This window comes from Pseudomonas sp. S150 (genome assembly GCF_004526365.1).
GTDB lineage: Bacteria > Pseudomonadota > Gammaproteobacteria > Pseudomonadales > Pseudomonadaceae > Aquipseudomonas > Aquipseudomonas putida_A.
The window spans coordinates 1,231,334-1,251,433 of the sequence record NZ_CP038207.1 but is presented as its reverse complement, the minus strand read 5'-3'; the positions used below and the strand labels follow the sequence as shown (position 1 = coordinate 1,251,433).

Below are 20,100 nucleotides of genomic sequence, written 5' to 3'. Positions count from 1 at the left end.
GACTTTCGTCAGGCCGGCACCGCTCCCAGCAACTGCGCCAGCGTTGTACTGCCGTCGGCATCATCGACTTCGACGATTTCCCGCAGCCTCTGCACCAGGCTCGATACCGGATAGGAACGCCCGCCCTCGAACCCGAGGAAGACGTCACCGCGCATCGCCGGATCCGCCGAGCACACATCCCGCAGGATCAGGCTGTGCTGGCGATCCGGGTCGACAATCAGCAAGTGCTCGTCGACAAACGACAGTTGCAGTGTTTGCGGTGCGTCCAGCGCCCAGACCAGCTTGCCGGGAATCGCCGGGACCTCGCCCAGCGGGTGACGGCAATCAACAATCACCGAGTCCAGCCGCAACCAGCAGGCCCTCGACAGGTGATACGTGACACCGCCCTGCCCCAGGCGCAACACCAGACAGCTCACGTCATCAGCGATCAGTGGCAACAGGTCTTCAACCTTGTTCTGGCCCTCGACCACCAACACCTCGGCCTCGCGCCGCATGTATTCGAAAGGGCCGATGCTCTGCTGACCGGGGTAGACGTGTACGCGGTGTGCCTGAAGTTCGTGCAACAGCACATGCCGATGGCGGGTGCCGAGCAATTCGCAATCGTGTGGCAGGTTCTGGCCAGCGACCCGAATCAGTTGTGCATTCGCCACGTCGTACCATTGCAGGTTGCCCGCGCCAGACTCCACGGCGATGTAGGGTCCATGCTCGGCGGTCTCCAGCAATACCTGCAGAGACTCCGGCAAATGTTCCGCGTGCTCGCTGGCCCAGTGATGATCGACGCCGATGATCCTTTCAGCTTCCTGATATCGCAGCTTGAGTGACACGCCGTTGACCGATGTCCCGTACAGACCGGAGCCGTCATTGCGCACGGCGCTGAACCGCCAGTCGTCCCACTCGGCCTGCGGTGCCGGCAGCATGTCGCTCGCCAGTAACTGGGCGCCGCTGCCGAATGCCGGCTCGAGTTGCCGGCTGTCGAAGAACCGCTGACTGCAGATTTCACCGCTGGCGACATCGAACAGCCAGACCGCCTGGTTGTCCGGTGTGACCCCGAGCAGGCGCATTTCCCGTTCGTGCCCCGGATCGCACAGCAGCAAGCGGTTATCCACATACCAGGCACACAGGCTGCGATCACCGGCGGCGTTGCGCAGACCCAGAATGGCGAAACTGTTGACCGGGTACTTCACCGCCAGCGTTTCGAGTGCCTGCCACCACTGTGCGCGCCCCCTGAGCCAGCGCTCACTCAAGCCACCCAGATGCACTTCACCCTCTGCGGTCAGGTTGAAGAACAGACCGTCGTCGGTCAGGGCCAGATACCCGTCCTGCACCGATACCACGTCATTCAACCCGTCGGGCTGCAGCCATTGATGCGTCCATTGTGTCGGCCAGCGCTCGCTGCCAGCGGACGCGCTGCGTTGCACCTTGCACAGCTTTTGCGCCAGCCGGTCGTAGATGAAAAACAGCTCGTGCTCCTCGTTGACCGGCAGAAGCAGCAGATCACCAAGCTGTTTGATCGAATCGACCCAGCCGCGGTCATGCCCGAAGGCAAACGGATGAATGCACAACAGGTCACGGCTGCGAATCCAGACCAGGTCACGTTTGCCCGGATCGAACGCCCAGCAGACCGACACGTAGGCGGCCGGTTGCCAGTCGACGGTACTGACGCCTGCGCGTTCGGGCACCGGCGATAACGTGAAATAGTGACCAAGCACTACCGACCAATCCGTCAAGGTCGGGTTGGCGAACACTCTCTGGCCCAGCTCACGGTCAATCTCCCGGGTAACTGCCACCAGTTGCAGTTGGCCCTCATGGATCAGGTAGTTGAATTGCGTGACTTGCCGATCGGTACCCAGCCATTGCTGTTCGATATGAATCACGCCCTGCGCATCGACTTCAATACGCCGAATGCTGCACTGCCCCTCCATCACCAGCAGGCGGTAGCGGCACTTGAGCAAACCGCTGACGGCATCGATCTGCCAGATATCGTAGTTGTGCAGCTCATAGAAAAACGCAGAATCGTCGACCACCGCCGCCAGCAGCATTTCATCGGCCGCCAGTACCTCTTCACTGCGGATGTACAGAAAACGATCCTCGGCAGCGTCGTACCAGGCCGTGGTGTGACGCGGCTGGCTCTCGGGCTCGAAAGGGATCGGAAAGTGATGAACTGGCGTGTAAGGCAGCACCAGCCGATGCTCCCGGGCCAGTGTCTGGTAATGCGTGAGCAGCGACTGCTCATTCTCCCCGGCTGGCGCGCTCTGCTCGATAATGTCCAGTCGTCCGTCGCTGCGGTTGACCTTGAACGATTGCCGCCCGGTCAGCTGGAGCATGACCTCATGCCGACCTCTGCCGCCGAACGTCACCTTCACGCCACCCACCGAAAGAACCCCGCCAACGTCGATCCGCACATCCCTCTCAGTGGCCCAGGTGGCTACCAGATTCCAGCGGCACTGCTGCAGGCTGGGGGACTGCAACTGGAGATTGACCCCGCGATTGAGGATCAGTGAACAGGCGCCGCCCGCACCTTCGATGCGGTACGACACCTTGTCGTGCCAGACCTGCGGCATCATTGGCACCGCCAGCGCACGCTCGTGGGCATCCAGCCGCACCTCGATCACGGTTGGCCGATACGACGGTGCGAGACGGTTGATGATGTAGTGCACGGGAAAGGAGTAGAACGAAAACAGAAACCGCCACTGGCCAGCCGCATCCTTCTTCTCCAGCTTGCGGGCGGTATCGAAGCCGGTGTCGTGACGCAGCGTCGAGAAAGGCAGCGCCTTGTATTCGTAACCGTAGAACGTGGTCGGCGTGCACGGCAGGACGACCAGTTGCGTGCTCGGCGGATCGAAGTGGATGTAGCCGGGAAGACCCAGTTCACGCCGCAGATCGAGCGCTTGTTGATCATCCGGATTGAAATCCGGCACCCCGAAATGGTCGCGCAGCCGATACACCTTCGGACTGTCGAGCACCAGCATCGTGCGATTGAAGTCCAGGCTCTGGACGACCAGCGAAGGGTGAGCGACCCACGCCCCGAGTCCGTCGTCATACCGATAACCGACACCCCGACAGGCCCGTTCCAGCTCATCGAAGAACAGCCCGACCTCCTGCGCCTGCTCAGCGATCCTGGCAAACCCCTGGGCCAGGGCCGCCACACCCACGGCCAGTCCGCCCAGGATCACCCCGGCTCCACCGAGCACGGCGGCCGCTGTTGCCGCGCCCGCCGTGGCAGCCCCCAGACCACCGGCGGTCAACGCCAGACTGGCGGAGTCGAAGGCCAGTTGGGTACCGAATTGCGCGCGCTCGATCTCGTTGTCTGCCGTCGCCAATTGATAGATGTCGAAACCGACATTGGCCAGCCCCAGCACCGCGCCCACGCCTTCGTTGGCGACATGTCCCAGCGCCTCGCCAACCACCGGAGCACAGGTGCGGGCGATGATCTTCTCTTCATTGAGCGCGGTTTTTACCAGACTGATCAGGCCAGCGACATCCGTGACATTGCCGTGCACCAACTGCGCATAATTGACGTAAGCGTGCAAGCGCACGGCGGTGGTCAAGGTGCGGTCATCCCCCTCTCGACCACGCAGGACGTTCATCAGTGCCTGGATGGTGAAGCCGGTATTGAGCGTGTGTACGGCACCCGCCTCTGCCATCTGTGGCGAGGCTCGGGTGCCCAGTGCCGAAAACTGCTCCGACAGATAATTTCTGATGCGCAGCAGACGATGATCGGTGCTCACCACCTGCACCACATGCTCGGCCTGCGTGGGATCGACCAGGTTGATCCGGTACTCGCCGGCGGGCGTCATCTCCAGGGTTTCGAACAACGGCACCAGCGGTTTTGCCGCAACATGCAAGTGCTGTAGAGCGTCAGTCGCCTGGGCAATCTGCTGTCCCCACCAATGACTGTCCAGATCGCGCAGGCTGCGCCCCAGGTGCGGATTACTGACCAGCGAATGGCCGCGAGCACTGTTCAGGCGCCGACGGATCGGTCGCTGTGTATGCTCCGGCAGCACATTGTCGGATTCCAGCAATTGCCCGACGCGCAAACCGCCGGACAGATCCAGCGCCGCTATCTTTTGCCCCTGCAGCTCGATCAGATCAAAGGTCGGGCGCGCGTCGTCGCCATAGGCCGCATAGTATTTCGCCATGCCCTGTTTCTGGAAAAGGTCGGTCAGTGCCAGCTGAAACTGCTCAGGCTGGCTGAACTCGAAAACGCCGAAATTGGGATCATAGAAGTGATAGGTGGCGCGCCCACCATTGAAGGTTTTCGCCACCAGCATGGCGTGGTTATCCGAGTTGAGCATCAGCGTGCGCGAGCTGGCGAACGCCTCCAGCGTGGTGCCGAGCTGCTGCAGATCGACCCGCCCCAGCGGCTTGCCGATATCGTGCAACTGCACGCCGCGCAACTCCTCGAGCGCCTCCAGAAATACAATTGAATCGCGCTGCTGCGGCTCGACGGTGGCCAGGAAGAATCGCTCGCGCAAGCGTCGCGACGCCGCCACGCCGTGCTCCAGAGCAGCGCTCATGATCAGCGCCAGCGGGTAACAGCGGCCACCGGGATCCCCTGGCCCCTGGAGCAACAGATCCTGCGGCACCAGTTTGACGTCACTGGCCTCGATTTGCCCCAGTACCTGACCCAGCCGCAGGATCACCTGCTCACGATGTTCGCGGGTGGCGATGGTCTGGATATGGGCAACATGACGGCCCCATTGAAACAGCGTGTGCGCCTGCGACAGCGCAGCTCGTTTCAACGTTAGCGCGCTGTCCGACGAGACCATCGGCTGGTCGACATGGCTGGCGAGACCGGCCATGAATTGCGGCGCCCGATGCTGATACAGATGGCGTTCAATGGCCGCATAACGCACCGATGCTCCTACCTCGGCAACACTGTTGGCGAGGTTGTCGAGCTCGGGGGCAAGTAGCGTGAAGCTTGAGTTATCCAGTGAGCGTACGCCGAGCATCTGTCCCAACACTACCCTTTGCAAGGGACTGATCTGGAAGAACTGCAGCGAACCCTCGGCAATGCCGCTTAGCAACTCATCCAGCGCCAGCCCCTGAATCCGCGCATCACTGAGCGACGCCGGAGCTTGCAGAGTGACGGGTTGGGCCTTGATGGCCTGACGATCGTCGAACCCCAGACCCGGCCCTTCGGGAAAAACCAGCGGACCGTTATGACCTTGCCTCATCGCCGCCACAAACGGTGCACCGAGTCGGTCGATCATCCCTTGCAAGACCTCCGTCAATAACACCGGGCGTCCCTCGATGAGCGGCCAACCCTCTTCGAACACCACAGTCTGTTGTTTGAGCAGGGCAGCAACATCACCGCTGTAGCGGACACTGAACTGTCCTTGCCGCCAACGCTGCTGTTCGTCGACAACCCATTGTTCATCATCGCTGGCGTTGTCTTTCCACGAGTGATCCTGCTCCTCCTCGGTCTTGTCGTTGATCATCCAGAGCGGCTCGATGGCAGTCTCGACGCGCACTGTTTCATCTTCGCGCGGGACGAAATTGTGCTGTTCGTAATCGCGCATGCCAGCGCGCATCGCGGCCGGGCCAGTCAGAAAAATTGTCCATTCGCTCTGCGGGCGGATACCGTCTTCGAAATATCCGGCGACCGCCAGAATCAGTTCGTTCACCGTTGCATGCTCGATCGAGGACAGAGCGGCAATAGAGCCGCAGTTTTGCTCGAATACCTCGCGCGCAAGCGTCGACATGCCGTAAAAATCGCTCAGCGCAACACCGCGCTTGGCCGCCAGTCGAGCCGTCAGGTCGATGAAGTCATAATTGAAGCGAAACCGGTCGATCACGCTTTTGAGCATCGGCGATCGGGCATGGGCCATCAGGAAGGAATTGCTCAGCGAGCTCTGCACAGCAACTGCCCGCAAGTCCTGTGGGCGGACGAGCAGCTCGGCCGGCGCCTGGAACACTTCATTCAGCGCCGGTTTTTGTCGGGCAAACGTCTCAAGCGCGGCGCGGTGTTGCTCGGGAATGCTTGCCAGATAATCAGTGTACTGGTGGCGCAGCGCCTCGCGTGCAGGCATCCAGTGCCGATTGTGATCGAGCAGCAGTTGCAGAACGCCAACGCGTGACCGGGGATCAAACCCGCTGATGTCAACACCTCCCAGAGTCTTGACCAGTGGCGGCAGATTATCGACATCGGCATATCCGCCGCCCTCTTCGTAAAGGACCTCGGCGCGCACCACATCGGAAGCAGCGGCCAGATTGCCGCGCAACCGGATTTCACGCTCGTAGATATCCTGTAATTGCAGCGGAGTATCAAGGGCGTTCAAGTCGCGCAACTGCAGGTCGTCTCCTGCGAGGTCCAGCAGACTGCGGCGGTTTTGCTCGATCAGCGCCTCCAGTTGCGCGGCGTCCTGCCCATAGGCGCGGGCCAACAGATCGACGCGTGCTTCATCAGCTGAAAGTCCCCGCGCCAGTGCGGCATCGATATGCATGGACATCTGTTGTTTAAGGACGATGGCCCGTTCTTCGTACAGCGTGCCCAACTGGTCTTTGGAAACACTGTCGCTGCCATCTTGTTGCAGGGCGTCAGCCTTGGCCGCCTCGACGATCAGCCTGTTGGTTTGCCAGGCCAACAATGCGTCGCTGTCGTACCAGAGATGGAGGCTGTAACCTTGCCCGTTCAGCACCTGTTTCCAGAGGTTGAGATAGTCACGCTGTATCGCGCCCAGTCCCCCACCGAGCCAGACAAAGTGCAGATTCTTCGGCACCGCAGTCGGGGTGCTCTTCGCGTACGCCAGGCTGTTTTGCACACGAGTCTCGAAAGCCTGGATGCTGTTATAGATGCGCGACAACTGTGTAGGCTGGCTATCGGATTGCGAGTATTTATGTGGCGAACCGATCAACTGGCCGATCGACTGCTTGAGCAGTGCCAAAGGCTCGATCAGTCGTGGAGAATCGAGCAAGCCGATACAGGCAAAATAATAACGCCACACTGACTGATAGGATTCACTGCCCCTGTACGCCGACATGGCCTGTTCCAGATCCGCCTGCTTGAACAGTTTGATGAATTTGACAAACCCGCTGGCGTCTTGAGTTCTTCGGTCCTGCATGAAAGTTGCTCCTTTGCCCTGACCAATAACGAAAGTGCCCGCTGGCACTTGCATAGCGGCCAAACTAACTTCTGGCGAATCGGAGCTCAAACTTCAAAACTTTCAATACATGTCAAAATCAACAACTAAAAAACAACTGATAACGCATGTAACGGCAACAAGTTATTTCTACAATCAATATATAAATCAAACGCACCCGAGCAGAACGCGAAATTATCAAGGCTGCAATTTCAGGTCTGCCTATCAGTATTCAAGATAAGTCGAACAGAATGTAAGCAAAGAGAAAGCTCTCACACAGAAGCGGAGCAGATCGTACAGGTCGCGTTGAACAATATGACGCGGTCAGATCCGGAAACAATCTGTGCGGGAGATCGCGGTTGGCGAGGCAGCAAGCTCCCTCGCCAACGGCTCAGGACTGGGGCTTTTCGCCGTACCAGCGCGGCGTGTAGACCCACTCGCCACCTTCAGCCTTGGGGAAGGTGCAAGTCGTTGAAGAGCCAACCAGCACCATGGTGCGCATGTCCACCTGATCCGGGGTCAGTTGCCCCAGTGTCGTCACGCGCAGGGTTTGCCCCGGGCGACCGATGTCGCGCCCCAGCACCACCGGTGTTGCCGCGCTGCGATGTTGCGCGACGATCTCCAGCGCACGCCCCAATTGCCACGGGCGTGCCCGGGAAATCGGGTTGTAGAAGGCCAGCGCCAGATCGGCCTCGGCCGCCAGATCCAGACGTTTTTCAATGATCGACCACGGCTTGAGGTTGTCCGACAGCGACATCACGCAGAAATCATGCCCCAGCGGCGCACCCGCTTGCGCAGCCGTGGCAAGCGAGGCGGACACCCCCGGCAGGATTTCCAGCTCGACGCTGTGCCATTTCGGGTCGGTCGACTCGTGCAACGCTTCGAGCACCGCCGCGGCCATGGCGAACACGCCGGGGTCGCCGGATGAGACCACGATGACCGAACGCCCCTCGGCCGCCAGCCGGAAGGCGTGGCGGGCGCGCTGCATTTCTTCGCGATTGTCGGTGCAGTGCTGCACCTGATCATCGCGAAACGGGCCGGCCATGCGCACATAGGTTTCGTAGCCGAGCACATCGGTGGCCCGCGCCAGTTCCGCCTTGACCGCAGGCACCATCAACTCGGCAGCGCCGGGGCCAAGGCCGATCACCGCCAGGCGCCCACGTTGACGACCGATCTGCGCGACGTCCAGCGGCTGTTCGGCGCGCGCAATCGCCAGACCGTTGGTATTGCTGATCGCGGCCTGCGGCAGTGCCTGACGAGCCAACTCGCCGAGGTCTTTCTGCGCCGCGACAAAGCGCAGCGGCACCCCCAGTTCGAGGGCGGCTTCACGCAGTCTGGCCGACGCCATTTCAGTGTCAGCCGCCAGCAGACAGGCCAGCGACTGCTGCGCAACCCCGGCCTGCTGCAACGCGGCGCGCACGGCATGCGGCAGATCGTCCAACTGCGCACTCACCGCCACCGCCACACTGCGGGGATAGATCAGCAACTCGTTGGCGCTCGCGACACGCTCGGCACTGCCGACATGAATCGAGCGCTGCGCCTGCGGGTCTTGCGGCAACTGCGCCTGATCCAGCCACGGCGCCGCCCCTTCAATGCGCACGCTGTGCCCCGCCAGCAGATCGGAAACGAAACGCTTGCCCAGTTCCAGATCAGCCAGCGCATAACCGCTGGGTGGATTGAGCAGGCAGGTGCCAAAACGCAATTCGCCACTGGTGGTGATCGCCGCGGCGACCTGCAATGCGGCAGCGATTTCCCGGGCCATGACATTCACTCCGCCGAGGCCACCGAGCAGCGGCACCACGGCGCTGCCGTCTTCAGCAACGGCGAGCACCGCCGGTTCAGCACCTTTTTCCAGCAACAACGGCGCCAGGGTGCGAATGACAATACCAGCCGCGCACAAGGCAATGATCGGCGTGTCTTGCTGATACAACTCACGCAGGGTCGCGCCGAATTCCTGATAGCTGCAGTCGGCGCCTTCGACGCGTCCGGCGAGGCCATGGATCTTCGCCGTCGGATACAACTGCTGGATCCGCCGTGCGGTAGCGAGCGCGCCTTGTCCGAGGATGACAATGGCCGGTGTGGATTGCGTCATCAACCTTGCCACCGTTCGCCCGGGACGATGATCAGCGAGAAGTACGGCGAGGACATCGGCTCGACCTGATCCAGCGGCACGATCTTCTGATTGGCCATGGTCGCGCGTTCGACGTACAGCGCCCGCTCGGCCAGACCGAGTTCTTCGAGTACCGTACGAACTTTGGGAAAGTTGCGCCCCAGCTTCATGATCACCGCCGCATCGGCGTCGGCCAGACGTCGCTTCAGATCCTCATGCGGCAACACGCCGGAGAGCACCGACAGGCTCTGGTTGCGATACACCAGCGGCGCGCCGAGCACCGAGGCGCCGCCGAGCATCGAGCACACGCCCGGTACCACTTCGGCTTCATAGCGCGTGGACAACCGGTCATGCAGATACATGTAGGAGCCGTAGAAGAACGGATCGCCTTCGCAGATCACTGCAACGTCGCGCCCGGCGTCCAGATGCGCCGCAACTTCTTCGGCGGCATCATCATAGAAATCGCTGATCACTTGCTCGTAGGACAGCGGCGCCGGCAGCACTTCGGTGGTCACCGGGTACACCAGCGGCAACAGATTCTGCGCGTCCTGCAGGTGCGCTTCGATAATGCCGAACGCATTGCCTTTCTTGCCCTTGGCGACGAAGTACGCCACCACTGGCGACTCGCGCAGCAGGCGCAGGGCTTTGACGGTAATCAGTTCCGGATCACCGGGGCCCACACCGAGGCCGATCAGACGTCCCTTGGCCTGCATCATTCGATCTCCGTGGCGAGAGCGTTGACTGCGGCGGCGGCCATGGCGCTGCCGCCGAGCCGGCCTTGCATGATCACGAACGGTACGCCGCGACTGTCAGCCGCCAGCGCCGCTTTCGATTCGGCAGCGCCGACGAAACCCACCGGGAAGCCGAGGATCAGCGCCGGTTTCGGTGCCCCGGCGTCGAGCATTTCCAGCAGATAGAACAGCGCGGTCGGCGCGTTGCCGATCACCACCACGCTGCCTTCCAGATGCGGACGCCACAGTTCCAGCGCGGCCGCCGAGCGGGTGTTGCCCAGCTCACGGGCCAGCTGCGGCACGCTGTCGTCACGCAAAGTGCAGATCACCTCGTTGTTGGCTGGCAGACGGGCACGGGTCACGCCTTCGGAGACCATCCGCGCGTCGCACAGGATCGGCGCACCGGCCGCCAGCGCATCGCGCCCGGCCTTGCCGGCACCTTCGGAAAACTGCAGACCATCGACCGCCTCGACCATGCCGCAGGCGTGGATCACCCGCACCGCGAGTTTTTCCAGATCGGCCGGGATGCGCGCCAGATTGGCCTCGCTGCGAATGATCGCGAAGGAGTTGCGATAGATCTCCTGACCGTCGCGGATGTAATCAAGCATCAAGGGGGCTCCGTGAGCGGGCGTCGAGCAGGATCGCGGCCGCTTCAATAGTAAGGTTGCGTGCGTGCAGCGTGCCGAAACCCGGCAGCGCTGTATCGCGAAAATAAAGGTCGTAATGACCGGGGCTGACCGCCAGCAATGTCGCCGGGGCGCAATGGGCCGCCGCACAAGAGCGCGGGCAACCGGACAGGTGCACGTGCTGCGCCTGTGGCAACAACGTCGCCAGCAGCCGCGCGTCGTGTTTGGTATCGGCCAGGCCTTTGCCGCAGCCGCTGGAGCCGGTGCAGGCAATCAGTCGGGACAACGGCTCGCTTATGTCGGTCAGCCAGTGCAATTGCCTCAGATGTTGCAGGACTCGCCCCGCGTCGGCGGGCTTCACGTTCGGCAGCAGCAGACTTTGCCAAGGGGTGAAGCGCAGGCTGCCATCACCGAACTCGCGAGCCAGCCGGGCCACGCCCCGCAGCATGGCCGGATCGAGACGGCCGAGCGCCGGTACCGCACCGACATATACCCGGTCGTCAGCGTTTTGCGCGTGAACACCGATATGCAGCGCATCCGCCATCGGCGTGCGCTGTCGAGCAACAGCAGCTTTGATCGCCACGCGTTCGCGCAATTGTTCGAGAAACGCCAGCAGCGGCAGTTCATCGAGCAAATGGCGCATGCGCGTCTGCTCCGGCCGAGCCAGCTCAAGGAACAACTCCAGCACCGCGACCACCAGTGCATGGCCGTTTTCCACGCTCACGGCACCGGCCGCACGATCGGTCGGGCAGCCGGCCAGACCGAACGCCAACAACACTTCACCGTCACGTTCGAACGCCGACAGCCACAGATCATGCGGATGCTCGAGCATCGCCAACGCCTCACCGCCGTCCAGCTGCACGGCGAACTTGGCACTCAACTGGTGAAAGCGCGGATGCGTCTGCAATGTCGCCAGAGTCTGTTCGGCCAAAGGCCGGGTATCGAACAGCAACTGCCGATCGATCCCGGCACTCGGGCTGAGCATCAGGTTGCGCACATCGTCGCCCGCTGCGGTTTGCGGCCCCAACCCGGCGGCCAGCAAACTGTCGACCAATGCCGCGGACTGCTCGCCGATGCCGCGAATCTGCAGATTGGCGCGGTTGGTCGCCTCGATCGCGCCACTGGCGAAACGCTCGGCGGCATCAGCCACCGCGTCGGCCTGATTGGCAGTGATCGAGCCGCCATTGAGCTTGATCCGGCAGATGCCGCCGTCCAGCGCCTGGACAATACGCAGCAACCCCGGACAAGCCGAGGGGCGCAGAGCGGTGGACATAGAGCGTTCGTTCAAGGGATGACCGGCTGACTGGCAGCGCTGTGGTGGGCGAAAGGTCGCCATTATGCCTGCTTTGCCCGAGCGCATGAAAATGCCTGCCGGTCGGAAACTGCGGCTTTTCAGAGTTCGACCTCCTCAAGGTCGGCCACGCTCTCGCGAATCGCCTGATCTACAACGTCCCGGTTTTTGTCGATGTCCCGGCGATTGATCACCATTCTTCTGGCGCGGATGTCCAGTTGCGACATCGGTTGATGGACCTGCCAGAACAGGTAGTTGGTACTCAATACCAACTTGAAAAAGCGGATATGGCTGAGCACCACCACCAACTCGCCGCTGGCATTCTTACTGACCGGAACAATATGCGAAGTGAAGGTTTTGCCACTCAGAGCAGTAAACTTTTGCAGCAGTGCTGTATCTCTTTCCAGCGCTGCCAGCCCAGCTTCAACCTGCTCTAATTGACCGCGCGCGAGCAAGGGGGCTGTCAACCGCCGCCACGCCTCCTGCACACTTCCGGAAAACGCCTCCTGGACTAGCACCACCGGCTTCTCTTCCAGGTTCCAGCCACATGACCAAAGGCCCCCGGCAAAGTAATCGAACCACTCTGCAGGCTGCAGGCTGCTGTCACAACGGCTGTCCGCCGCGATCTGGGCGAGATAAATGCAGTTCCTCACAAATCTGTTATCGGCCTCTGCCCGCCCCTCCAGTCCGGTGAACAACATATTATTAACGGCAACTGCATTACTCTGACTTAAACCTGTAGCTGAATTGATATCCATATCGCTCCCTGCCAACTTGGCACGTATTAATTTTATAGTTTCATTGCGCCAGACTTATTAAAAAGAACTGACTTGAATCAAACTAACAAAAACGGAAGTTGAAAAAATCACTATTACTCGACATTAAGTTTCCGCGTTGTTCTCGACACGCCGCGACGACAGACCCGCGTCAGGTGCCGGCAGTCGCGTTATCATGCCGCCCGTGAAGATCTACTCAGGATTAAGGAACGGCATGACACCCTGGCTGACGGTTGTGGGAATCGGTGAAGACGGCTTCAAGGGCCTGGGCAAAAACGCCCGGCGCGCCCTGTTGGCTGCTTCGCGGATCATCGGCGGCCAGCGGCAACTGGACTTGCTGCCGGTGTGCATTCGTGGCGAACGCACTTTGTGGCCGAGTCCGTTTTCCCTCGCGCCGGTATTGGAGCAGCGCGGCGAAGCGGTGTGCGTGTTGGCCAGTGGTGATCCGATGTTCTACGGCGTCGGCGCCAGCCTCGCGCGGCACGTGCCGAGTGTCGAGATGCTGATCCTGCCCGCGCCCTCTTCCTGTTCGCTGGCCGCCGCCCGGCTCGGCTGGCCGTTACAGGAGGTGGTCACCCTCTCGCTGGTGGCGCGACCACTGGCGGCACTCAATGCGCAGCTGTTCAGCGGGGTGCGCCTGTTGCTGTTGAGCAATGACCGGCACAGTCCGGCGGCAGTCGCGGCGCTGCTGCGCGAGCGCGGTTTTGGCGGCAGCCGCCTGACTGTGCTTGAGCATTTGGGCGGCGATGCCGAACGGCGCCTCGAAAGTACGGCCAATGACTGGAATGACCCGGCGATTGCCGATCTGAATGTGATCGCCATCGAATGCCTGGCCGATGCGCAGGCACCGCGCCTGTCACGTCTTGCCGGACTGCCCGATTCGGCATTCCAGCACGACGGCCAACTGACCAAACGCGATGTCCGCGCCATCACCCTCGCCCGCCTCGCGCCGATCCCCGGCGAACTGCTGTGGGATGTCGGCGGCGGTTGCGGCTCGATCGGCATCGAATGGATGCGCGCGCACCCGAGCTGCCGCGCGATTGCCATCGAGGCGGACGAAGGCCGACAGGCCTTGATCGAACACAATCGCGACGCGTTGGGCGTACCCGGTCTGCACCTGGTGCGTGGCCGTGCGCCGCAGGCACTTGCCGGGCTGGAGCGACCCGACGCGATCTTCATAGGGGGCGGCGTGACCCGTGAAGGCGTGTTTGAAACCTGCTGGGAACAACTCAAACCCGGTGGTCGACTGGTTGCCAACGCCGTGACCCTGCAAAGTGAAGTCACTCTGATGCACTGGCGCGAACGCCACGGCGGCGAACTGACCCGCATCCACGTGGCCCAGGCGCAACCACTGGGCGAATTCGACACCTGGCGTCAGGCGTTGCCGATCACCTTGCTCGACCTGGCCAAACCCCTCGATGCGTGACGAAACCGCCGAACAACCCGCGCCCCTGCGCAGCGGCCTGACCACCGGCAGCTGCGCCACCGCCACCAGCCTCGCCGCCGCCCGCCTGCTGCTCGGCGGTACGTCGGCGGATGCGGTGCAGATCGTTCTGCCCAAAGGCAAACAAGTGCAGATGCGCCTGGAGTTCTGCCGCCTGACCGAAGGCGGCGCCGAGGCCGGGACGATCAAGGACGCCGGCGACGACCCGGACGTAACTCACGGTGCGCTGCTCTATTCGCACGTGCGGCTGCTGGCCGAGCCGGGGATTCGCTTTGTCGCGGGCGCAGGTGTCGGCACCGTGACCCGGCCGGGGCTGGTGCTCGGCGTCGGTGAACCGGCGATCAACCCGGTGCCACGCAAGATGATCAGCGACCACCTGACGCTGCTCGCCACCGAAAGCGCTTATGCCGGCGGTTTCGAGGTCACGGTCAACGTCGAGGGCGGCGAGGCGCTGGCGCTGAAAACCATGAACCCGCGGCTGGGCATTCTCGGTGGTTTGTCGATCCTCGGCACCAGCGGCATCGTCCGGCCGTTTTCCTGCGCGGCGTACATCGCCTCGATCCATCAGGGCATCGACGTCGCCAAAACCAATGGCTATCTGCACATCGCCGCGTGCACCGGCAACGCCAGCGAAGACACCATGCGCCGGGTCTACGACCTGCCGGAAATCGCCCTGATCGAAATGGGCGACTTTGTCGGCGCGGTGCTCAAGCATCTGCGCAAAGTGCCGGTGGATAAACTCAGCCTGTGCGGCGGCTTTGGCAAGATCAGCAAACTGGCGGCCGGGCACATGGATCTGCACTCGAGGCATTCGAGCATCGACCTGCCGCAACTGGCTGAATGGGCGGCGGCGATTGGCGCTGATCAGGCGTTGCAGCAGAGCATTCGTGAAGCGAACACCAGTCAGCAGGCCTTGGCGATGGCCAGCGCGGCGGGCATTGCCCTCGGCGATGAGGTCTGCCGCCACGCGCTGAATTTCGCTTGCAGCGTGGTGCCGGCGCAGGTGCAGGTCGAGGTGTTTGCGATTGATCGCCAGGGCGGCATTGTCGGCCACGCCGGAGGTTTTGCATGAAACGCATTCTGTTGCTTGGCGGCGTCACCGAGGCGTTGGCCATCGCCCGTACGCTGGGGCCAGAACACATTTACAGTCTGGCCGGCGTGGGCCGGGTGCCGACCGACCTGACCTGCCAGGTGCGCGTCGGCGGCTACGGCGGGGCCGAAGGTCTGGCACAATTCATTCGCGCTGAAGGCATCGACCTGCTGTTCGATGCGACCCACCCTTACGCCGCGCAAATCAGCCACAACGCCGCCATCGCCGCACAACTCGCCGGCATCCCCTGCTGGGCCTTGCGCCGCCCCGCGTGGCAGCCGCAACCGGGCGACGACTGGCGAGAAGTCAGCGACTGGGCCGAACTGATCGAAGCCCTCAAACCGTTCCGCCGCCCGCTGTTCACCCTCGGCCGCGAACCGCTGCAACACCTCGACGAAATCCCTGCCAACCAGTATTGGACCCTGCGCGCCCTCGACGCTTATCCCGGTAACGAACGCTGCGAAGTCATCGGCGCCCGTGGGCCGTTTCTGCTGGAGGATGAACGCGCACTGTTCGAACGCCGGCAGATCGATGTGCTGATCAGCAAGAACAGCGGCAGCACCGCGACCGAGCCGAAACTGGAAGTGGCGCGGGAGTTGGGCGTGCCGGTGATGGTGCTGAAGCGGCCGGTGTTGCCGGGAGTTGATCGGGAGTTTCTGACGACGGCTGAAGTCCTCGCGGCCCTTGCCGCCTTCACCCGACTTTAACCAGGCGCAGACCTCGAGTGCGCCTTCGCGGGCAAGCCCGCTCCCACAGTGGTCGGCGGCGACCGCATAGTTTGTGTATGCCAGGGCTCCTGTGGGAGCGGGCTTGCTCGCGAAGGCGCCGGTACTGTAATCCTCTCTCCAACGCCCTACAGCTAAACCGGACGCTACGTACAACCCTTTAAAGAAACACTGACTGTCTGCACTAAATGCCCGGTTTTATGCTCACCGCTTTTGAGCCCATAGGTGAACATTGCGATGACCGAAAAATTCACCCGTTTCGACGCCGCCGAGTACCTTAAAACCCCCGAGGACATGGCGGCTTATCTGGACGCTTGCTTTGATGATGATGAAGGCGATGGCGTACTCATCCGTGCAGCACTGAATGACATAGCCCGAGCCCAGGGCATGACACAGGTGGCACGTGATGCTGGCCTGGGTCGTGAAAGTCTCTATAAAGCGCTGAGCAGCACTGGTAACCCCGAATTCGCAACTATCATGAAGGTCATGAAGGCTTTGGGTTTGAGATTGCACGCCGTCGCGGTGTGATTGATCTGCGACACCATACCGCACGACGCCTTTTTACTTATCGGCCCTGATCAGGCTAAATAGCCGCGCCTGATCGCCCACCCAACGGATCTGTCTCATGAACCGACACCGGCTCGCATTTACCTGGATCGCCTGCTTCGCAGTGCTGTTCAACATGCTCGCCATGCCGATGACCGGGGCGCTGGCGCAGGCGGCCAGTTCACCGGCCGAACAGTTGCTGTGGAGCAGTTTCTGCACCGGCAGCGGGACGAAGATGGTGGCGATCAACATCGGCACCCCGGAGCAGAAAGCCCCGTCCAACGACAGCCATTCCAACATGCAGCATTGCTGGTGTTGCTCGGGTTCCGCGCCGCTGGTGGCGTTGCCGGGCCATACGCCGCAGCTGTATTTCGCCCGCTACGAAAGCAATCGCAGCGTGGCGCCGCCCTCGTTGCAAACACCGACACCGCGCCAGCAATGGCCGAGCCTCAACCCCCGCGCCTCGCCTCTGTTCTGATCTGTCTCGCAATTGACCTGCGTTTCACATCGTTCCGGAGAACTGCCATGTTGAACAAACTCATCGTCATCGCTGCGCTGTTGCTGCCTGCCTGCTTCGCCCATGCCCACGAATACAAGGCCGGCGAGCTGGAAATCGCTCATCCGTGGTCGCAGGAGCTGCCGCCCAACGCGCCGACCGTCGCCGCTTATTTCGTGATCAGCAATCCCGGCAAGACCGACGACCGCCTGCTCAGCGTCGACTCGCCAATCACCGCCGAAGCGCAACTGCATGAGCACGTGATGCAGGGCGACCTGATGAAAATGCAGCAGGTGCCCGACGTGGTGATTCCGGCCGGCGGCAAGGTGACGTTCGCGCCGATGGCCTATCACGTGATGCTGCTCAACCCGAAAGACCGCAGCCTGCTCAGCGACGGCAAACGCTTCCCGCTGACCCTGCATTTCGAGAAGGCCGGTAACGTCACCGTCGAAGTCGCGGTGCAGAAGAAACCTCCGCAAGATACCCAGGCACACGATCACGCCCAGTAACCGATCCGGCTGACCACGCCCGTGCGCCTGCAACGCGCCGGGGCATCCCACCTGCATCGCCAGAGCCAGACTCTGACCCGCGGTAGCTGGATCGCCCTGTTCGCCATGTTGATGATCTTCATCGGCCCGCTGATTTCTCAGTCGATGCCGATGGATCAGCACGCCTCGACTTCCATGCCGATGAGCATGGACATGGCGATGGACATGCCGGGCATGGATCACGCCGCGCACGGCGCACAACCGGCTGCCGAACACTGCCCGCCACAGTCCTCGCACCACGCCCTATGGGAAAAGTGCGGTTATTGCAGCCTGCTGTTCAATTGCCCGGCGCTGACCGGTGGCGGCACGTTCGCCACGTTCAGCATTGCCCACGTCAACACCTTCACCCCGCCCTCCCCGCGTCTGGGCCATGCCCGGCAGACCTTCTTCCCCGGCGCCCGCACCCGCGCCCCGCCCATCACGGCGTAAACACCGCACCTTTGATTGCACACGGTTGAGAAGACAGCTTCAGGCTGCCGGCCGTGTCGTTTACGACTGTTTGATGGAAATTGTCATGTCCAGGTTTTCTGCTGTTCCACGCTCGGGTTCTGCCCAGGCGTCTTTCGCGCTGAACGCATCGCGCATTGGTTTCTCGCACGCCACCGCCGTCCTTTGCGGCGTCCTGCTGTCGCCGCTGGGGCTGGCCGATGACCACGCCGGGCACAACGAAGAACTGAGTCCGACGGTGATTACCGCGATCGCCCCCAGCTCGCCGTTGACCATCGTCACCAACCCCAAGGATCCGCGTCAGCCGGTGCCGGCCAGTGACGGCGGCGATTACCTGAAGACCATTCCCGGCTTCGCCCTGGTGCGCAATGGCGGCACCAACGGTGATCCGGTGCTGCGCGGGATGTTCGGTTCGCGCCTGAACATTCTCACCAACGGCAGCATGCTGCTCGGCGCCTGCCCGGGGCGGATGGACGCGCCGACCTCGTACATCTCGCCGGAAACCTACGACAAACTCACGGTGATCAAGGGCCCGCAAACCGTGCTCTGGGGACCGGGTGCATCGGCCGGTACGGTGCTGTTCGATCGTGAGCCGGAAAGCTTCGGCGAACTCGGCACGCGGGTGAATGCCAGCGTGCTGGCCGGCTCCAACGGACGCTTCGACAAGGTCGTCGACGCCGCTGCCGGCGGGCCATTGGGCTACGTACGGGTAATCGGCAATACCGCGCACTCCGACGACTATCGCGACGGCAACAACGACATCGTTGCCTCGCGCTACGACAAATGGAACGGTGACATCGCCGTCGGCTGGACCCCGGACGCCGACACCCTGATCGAACTCACCGCCGGCAAGGGCGATGGCGAAGCGCGCTACGCCGGGCGCGGCATGGACGGTTCGCAGTTCCTGCGCGAAAGCCTCGGCCTGCGCTTCGAAAAATCCAACATCACCGACGTGCTGGAGAAACTCGAAGCACAGGTCTACTACAACTACGCCGACCACGTGATGGACAACTACACCCTGCGCACGCCATCCGGCACCGGGATGATGGCCGGGCCCATGGCGTCCAACGTCGACCGGCGCACCCTCGGCGCGCGGATCAAGGCAACCTGGCGCTGGGCCGACATCCAACTGATCACCGGTCTCGATGCGCAGACCAACGAACACCGCCAGCGCAGTGGCATGGGCATCGACACCTACAAGGATCAGCCGTACACCAAGGACGCCGATTTCCATAACTACGGCGTGTTCAGCGAAATGACCTGGTACGCCGCCGACCGTGATCGCCTGATCACTGGCGCCCGGGTCGACCGTGCTTCGGCCAAGGATTACCGGCAGCGCATTGGTTCGGGAATGATGAGCCGGCCAAATCCGACCGCCGACGAGACCCGCGCCGACACCCTGCCAAGCGGCTTCGTGCGTTACGAGCATGACCTCGCTGACAACCCGGCCACGCTGTACGCCGGCCTCGGTCACGCGCAGCGCTTCCCGGATTACTGGGAGCTGTTTTCACCGAAGTCCGGCCCGGCCGGTTCGCTGAATGCGTTCGACTCGATCAAACCGGAAAAGACCACCCAGTTCGACTTCGGCGTGAACTACAAGACCGCCGAACTCGAAGCCTGGGCCTCGGGCTACATCGGTGTGGTGCGCGACTACATCCTGTTCGACTACACGCCAACGATGATGGGCATGAGCACATCGCGCGCGGAAAACATCGACGCGCGGATCATGGGTGGCGAGCTCGGTGCCGCCTACAAACTCACCGATAACTGGAAAGCCGACGCGACCCTGGCTTACGCCTGGGGCAAGAACAGCAGCGACGGCAAAGCCCTGCCGCAAATGCCGCCGCTGGATGCGCGCTTCGGCCTGACCTACAGCGAAGACAACTGGAGCGCCGGAGCACTGTGGCGCGTGGTCGCGGCACAAAACCGCATCGACCAGAACAAGGGCAACGTGGTCGGCAAGGACTACGACAAGAGCGGCGGCTTTGGCGTGTTCTCGCTCAACGGCGCCTACCGGATCAACAAGAACTGGAAGGTCAGCACCGGCGTCGACAACCTGTTCGGCAAGGCTTACGCCGAGCACCTGAACCTGGCGGGTAACGCCGGTTTCGGCTACCCGGCCAACGACCCGCAAGCGATCAATGAACCGGGGCGCACGCTCTGGACCAAGGTCGATATGAGTTTCTAA

14 protein-coding genes are annotated in these 20,100 nt (G+C 62.2%); 8 read left to right on the top strand and 6 right to left on the bottom strand.

All coding sequences use genetic code 11. The features are described from left to right. Window positions 1–8: 8 nt before the first annotated feature. The 6 genes from E3Z29_RS05740 to E3Z29_RS05715 all read right to left on the bottom strand — a co-directional run bounded on the left by E3Z29_RS05740 (window position 9) and on the right by E3Z29_RS05715 (window position 12,598). The gene (locus tag E3Z29_RS05740; protein WP_134785338.1) at window positions 9–7,064 is read right to left on the bottom strand and encodes a TcdA/TcdB pore-forming domain-containing protein; all 7,056 of its coding nucleotides are present in this window, start codon (window positions 7,062–7,064) and stop codon (window positions 9–11) included. Between the two features lie 409 nt (window positions 7,065–7,473). Further along, a complete protein-coding gene (gene cobJ / locus E3Z29_RS05735) occupies window positions 7,474–9,174 on the bottom strand; it encodes a precorrin-3B C(17)-methyltransferase (RefSeq protein WP_134785337.1) in 1,701 nt (566 codons plus the stop codon). Further along, a complete protein-coding gene (locus E3Z29_RS05730) occupies window positions 9,174–9,908 on the bottom strand; it encodes a precorrin-2 C(20)-methyltransferase (RefSeq protein WP_372241200.1) in 735 nt (244 codons plus the stop codon). Before E3Z29_RS05730 ends, cobJ begins: the two co-directional genes overlap by 1 nt. Next, the gene (locus tag E3Z29_RS05725) at window positions 9,905–10,531 is read right to left on the bottom strand and encodes a precorrin-8X methylmutase (protein ID WP_096794809.1); all 627 of its coding nucleotides are present in this window, start codon (window positions 10,529–10,531) and stop codon (window positions 9,905–9,907) included. Before E3Z29_RS05725 ends, E3Z29_RS05730 begins: the two co-directional genes overlap by 4 nt. Continuing rightward, on the bottom strand, window positions 10,524–11,822 hold the full coding sequence (gene cobG, locus E3Z29_RS05720; RefSeq protein WP_177416187.1) for a precorrin-3B synthase: 1,299 nt from the start codon (window positions 11,820–11,822) through the stop codon (window positions 10,524–10,526). Before cobG ends, E3Z29_RS05725 begins: the two co-directional genes overlap by 8 nt. 119 nt (window positions 11,823–11,941) lie before the next feature. After that, window positions 11,942–12,598 (bottom strand): hypothetical protein, encoded by a 657-nt coding sequence (locus E3Z29_RS05715; protein WP_134785335.1) that lies wholly within the window; start codon window positions 12,596–12,598, stop codon window positions 11,942–11,944. A gap of 232 nt (window positions 12,599–12,830) precedes the next feature. On the opposite strand from E3Z29_RS05715, the gene cbiE reads away from it, so the two are divergent. The 8 genes from cbiE to E3Z29_RS05675 all read left to right on the top strand — a co-directional run bounded on the left by cbiE (window position 12,831) and on the right by E3Z29_RS05675 (window position 20,100). Continuing rightward, window positions 12,831–14,042: a precorrin-6y C5,15-methyltransferase (decarboxylating) subunit CbiE gene (cbiE, locus tag E3Z29_RS05710; protein WP_134785334.1), complete on the top strand. Its 1,212-nt coding sequence runs from the start codon at window positions 12,831–12,833 to the stop codon at window positions 14,040–14,042. Next, entirely contained in the window at window positions 14,035–15,132 is a 1,098-nt protein-coding gene (locus E3Z29_RS05705) for a cobalt-precorrin-5B (C(1))-methyltransferase (protein ID WP_134785333.1), read from the top strand. The genes cbiE and E3Z29_RS05705 overlap by 8 nt, the downstream gene beginning before the upstream one ends. Next, the gene (locus tag E3Z29_RS05700; protein WP_134785332.1) at window positions 15,129–15,857 is read left to right on the top strand and encodes a cobalt-precorrin-6A reductase; all 729 of its coding nucleotides are present in this window, start codon (window positions 15,129–15,131) and stop codon (window positions 15,855–15,857) included. The genes E3Z29_RS05705 and E3Z29_RS05700 overlap by 4 nt, the downstream gene beginning before the upstream one ends. Before the next feature lie 255 nt (window positions 15,858–16,112). Further along, window positions 16,113–16,403: an addiction module antidote protein gene (locus tag E3Z29_RS05695; protein ID WP_003221244.1), complete on the top strand. Its 291-nt coding sequence runs from the start codon at window positions 16,113–16,115 to the stop codon at window positions 16,401–16,403. A gap of 97 nt (window positions 16,404–16,500) precedes the next feature. Then, the gene (locus E3Z29_RS05690; protein ID WP_134785331.1) at window positions 16,501–16,899 is read left to right on the top strand and encodes a DUF2946 domain-containing protein; all 399 of its coding nucleotides are present in this window, start codon (window positions 16,501–16,503) and stop codon (window positions 16,897–16,899) included. Between the two features lie 47 nt (window positions 16,900–16,946). Beyond that, window positions 16,947–17,426, top strand: a complete 480-nt coding sequence (locus E3Z29_RS05685) for a copper chaperone PCu(A)C (protein ID WP_134785330.1) — start codon at window positions 16,947–16,949, stop codon at window positions 17,424–17,426. Between the two features lie 21 nt (window positions 17,427–17,447). Next, window positions 17,448–17,894 (top strand): DUF2946 domain-containing protein, encoded by a 447-nt coding sequence (locus E3Z29_RS05680; protein ID WP_134785329.1) that lies wholly within the window; start codon window positions 17,448–17,450, stop codon window positions 17,892–17,894. Between the two features lie 85 nt (window positions 17,895–17,979). Beyond that, window positions 17,980–20,100, top strand: coding sequence for a TonB-dependent copper receptor (locus E3Z29_RS05675; RefSeq protein WP_134785328.1), 2,121 nt, complete (start codon window positions 17,980–17,982; stop codon window positions 20,098–20,100).

Excerpts from the sequence above, each read along its gene's own strand:
- E3Z29_RS05695 (WP_003221244.1), top strand. The coding sequence starts at position 16,113 with ATGACCGAAAAATTCACCCGTTTCGACGCCGCCGAGTACCTTAAAACC.
- E3Z29_RS05675 (WP_134785328.1), top strand. The coding sequence starts at position 17,980 with ATGTCCAGGTTTTCTGCTGTTCCACGCTCGGGTTCTGCCCAGGCGTCT.
- cobJ (WP_134785337.1), bottom strand. The coding sequence starts at position 9,174 with ATGACGCAATCCACACCGGCCATTGTCATCCTCGGACAAGGCGCGCTC.
- E3Z29_RS05690 (WP_134785331.1), top strand. The coding sequence starts at position 16,501 with ATGAACCGACACCGGCTCGCATTTACCTGGATCGCCTGCTTCGCAGTG.
- cbiE (WP_134785334.1), top strand. The coding sequence starts at position 12,831 with ATGACACCCTGGCTGACGGTTGTGGGAATCGGTGAAGACGGCTTCAAG.
- E3Z29_RS05730 (WP_372241200.1), bottom strand. The coding sequence starts at position 9,908 with ATGATGCAGGCCAAGGGACGTCTGATCGGCCTCGGTGTGGGCCCCGGT.
- E3Z29_RS05705 (WP_134785333.1), top strand. The coding sequence starts at position 14,035 with ATGCGTGACGAAACCGCCGAACAACCCGCGCCCCTGCGCAGCGGCCTG.
- E3Z29_RS05740 (WP_134785338.1), bottom strand. The coding sequence starts at position 7,064 with ATGCAGGACCGAAGAACTCAAGACGCCAGCGGGTTTGTCAAATTCATC.
- E3Z29_RS05685 (WP_134785330.1), top strand. The coding sequence starts at position 16,947 with ATGTTGAACAAACTCATCGTCATCGCTGCGCTGTTGCTGCCTGCCTGC.
- cobG (WP_177416187.1), bottom strand. The coding sequence starts at position 11,822 with ATGTCCACCGCTCTGCGCCCCTCGGCTTGTCCGGGGTTGCTGCGTATT.
- E3Z29_RS05725 (WP_096794809.1), bottom strand. The coding sequence starts at position 10,531 with ATGCTTGATTACATCCGCGACGGTCAGGAGATCTATCGCAACTCCTTC.
- E3Z29_RS05715 (WP_134785335.1), bottom strand. The coding sequence starts at position 12,598 with ATGGATATCAATTCAGCTACAGGTTTAAGTCAGAGTAATGCAGTTGCC.
- E3Z29_RS05700 (WP_134785332.1), top strand. The coding sequence starts at position 15,129 with ATGAAACGCATTCTGTTGCTTGGCGGCGTCACCGAGGCGTTGGCCATC.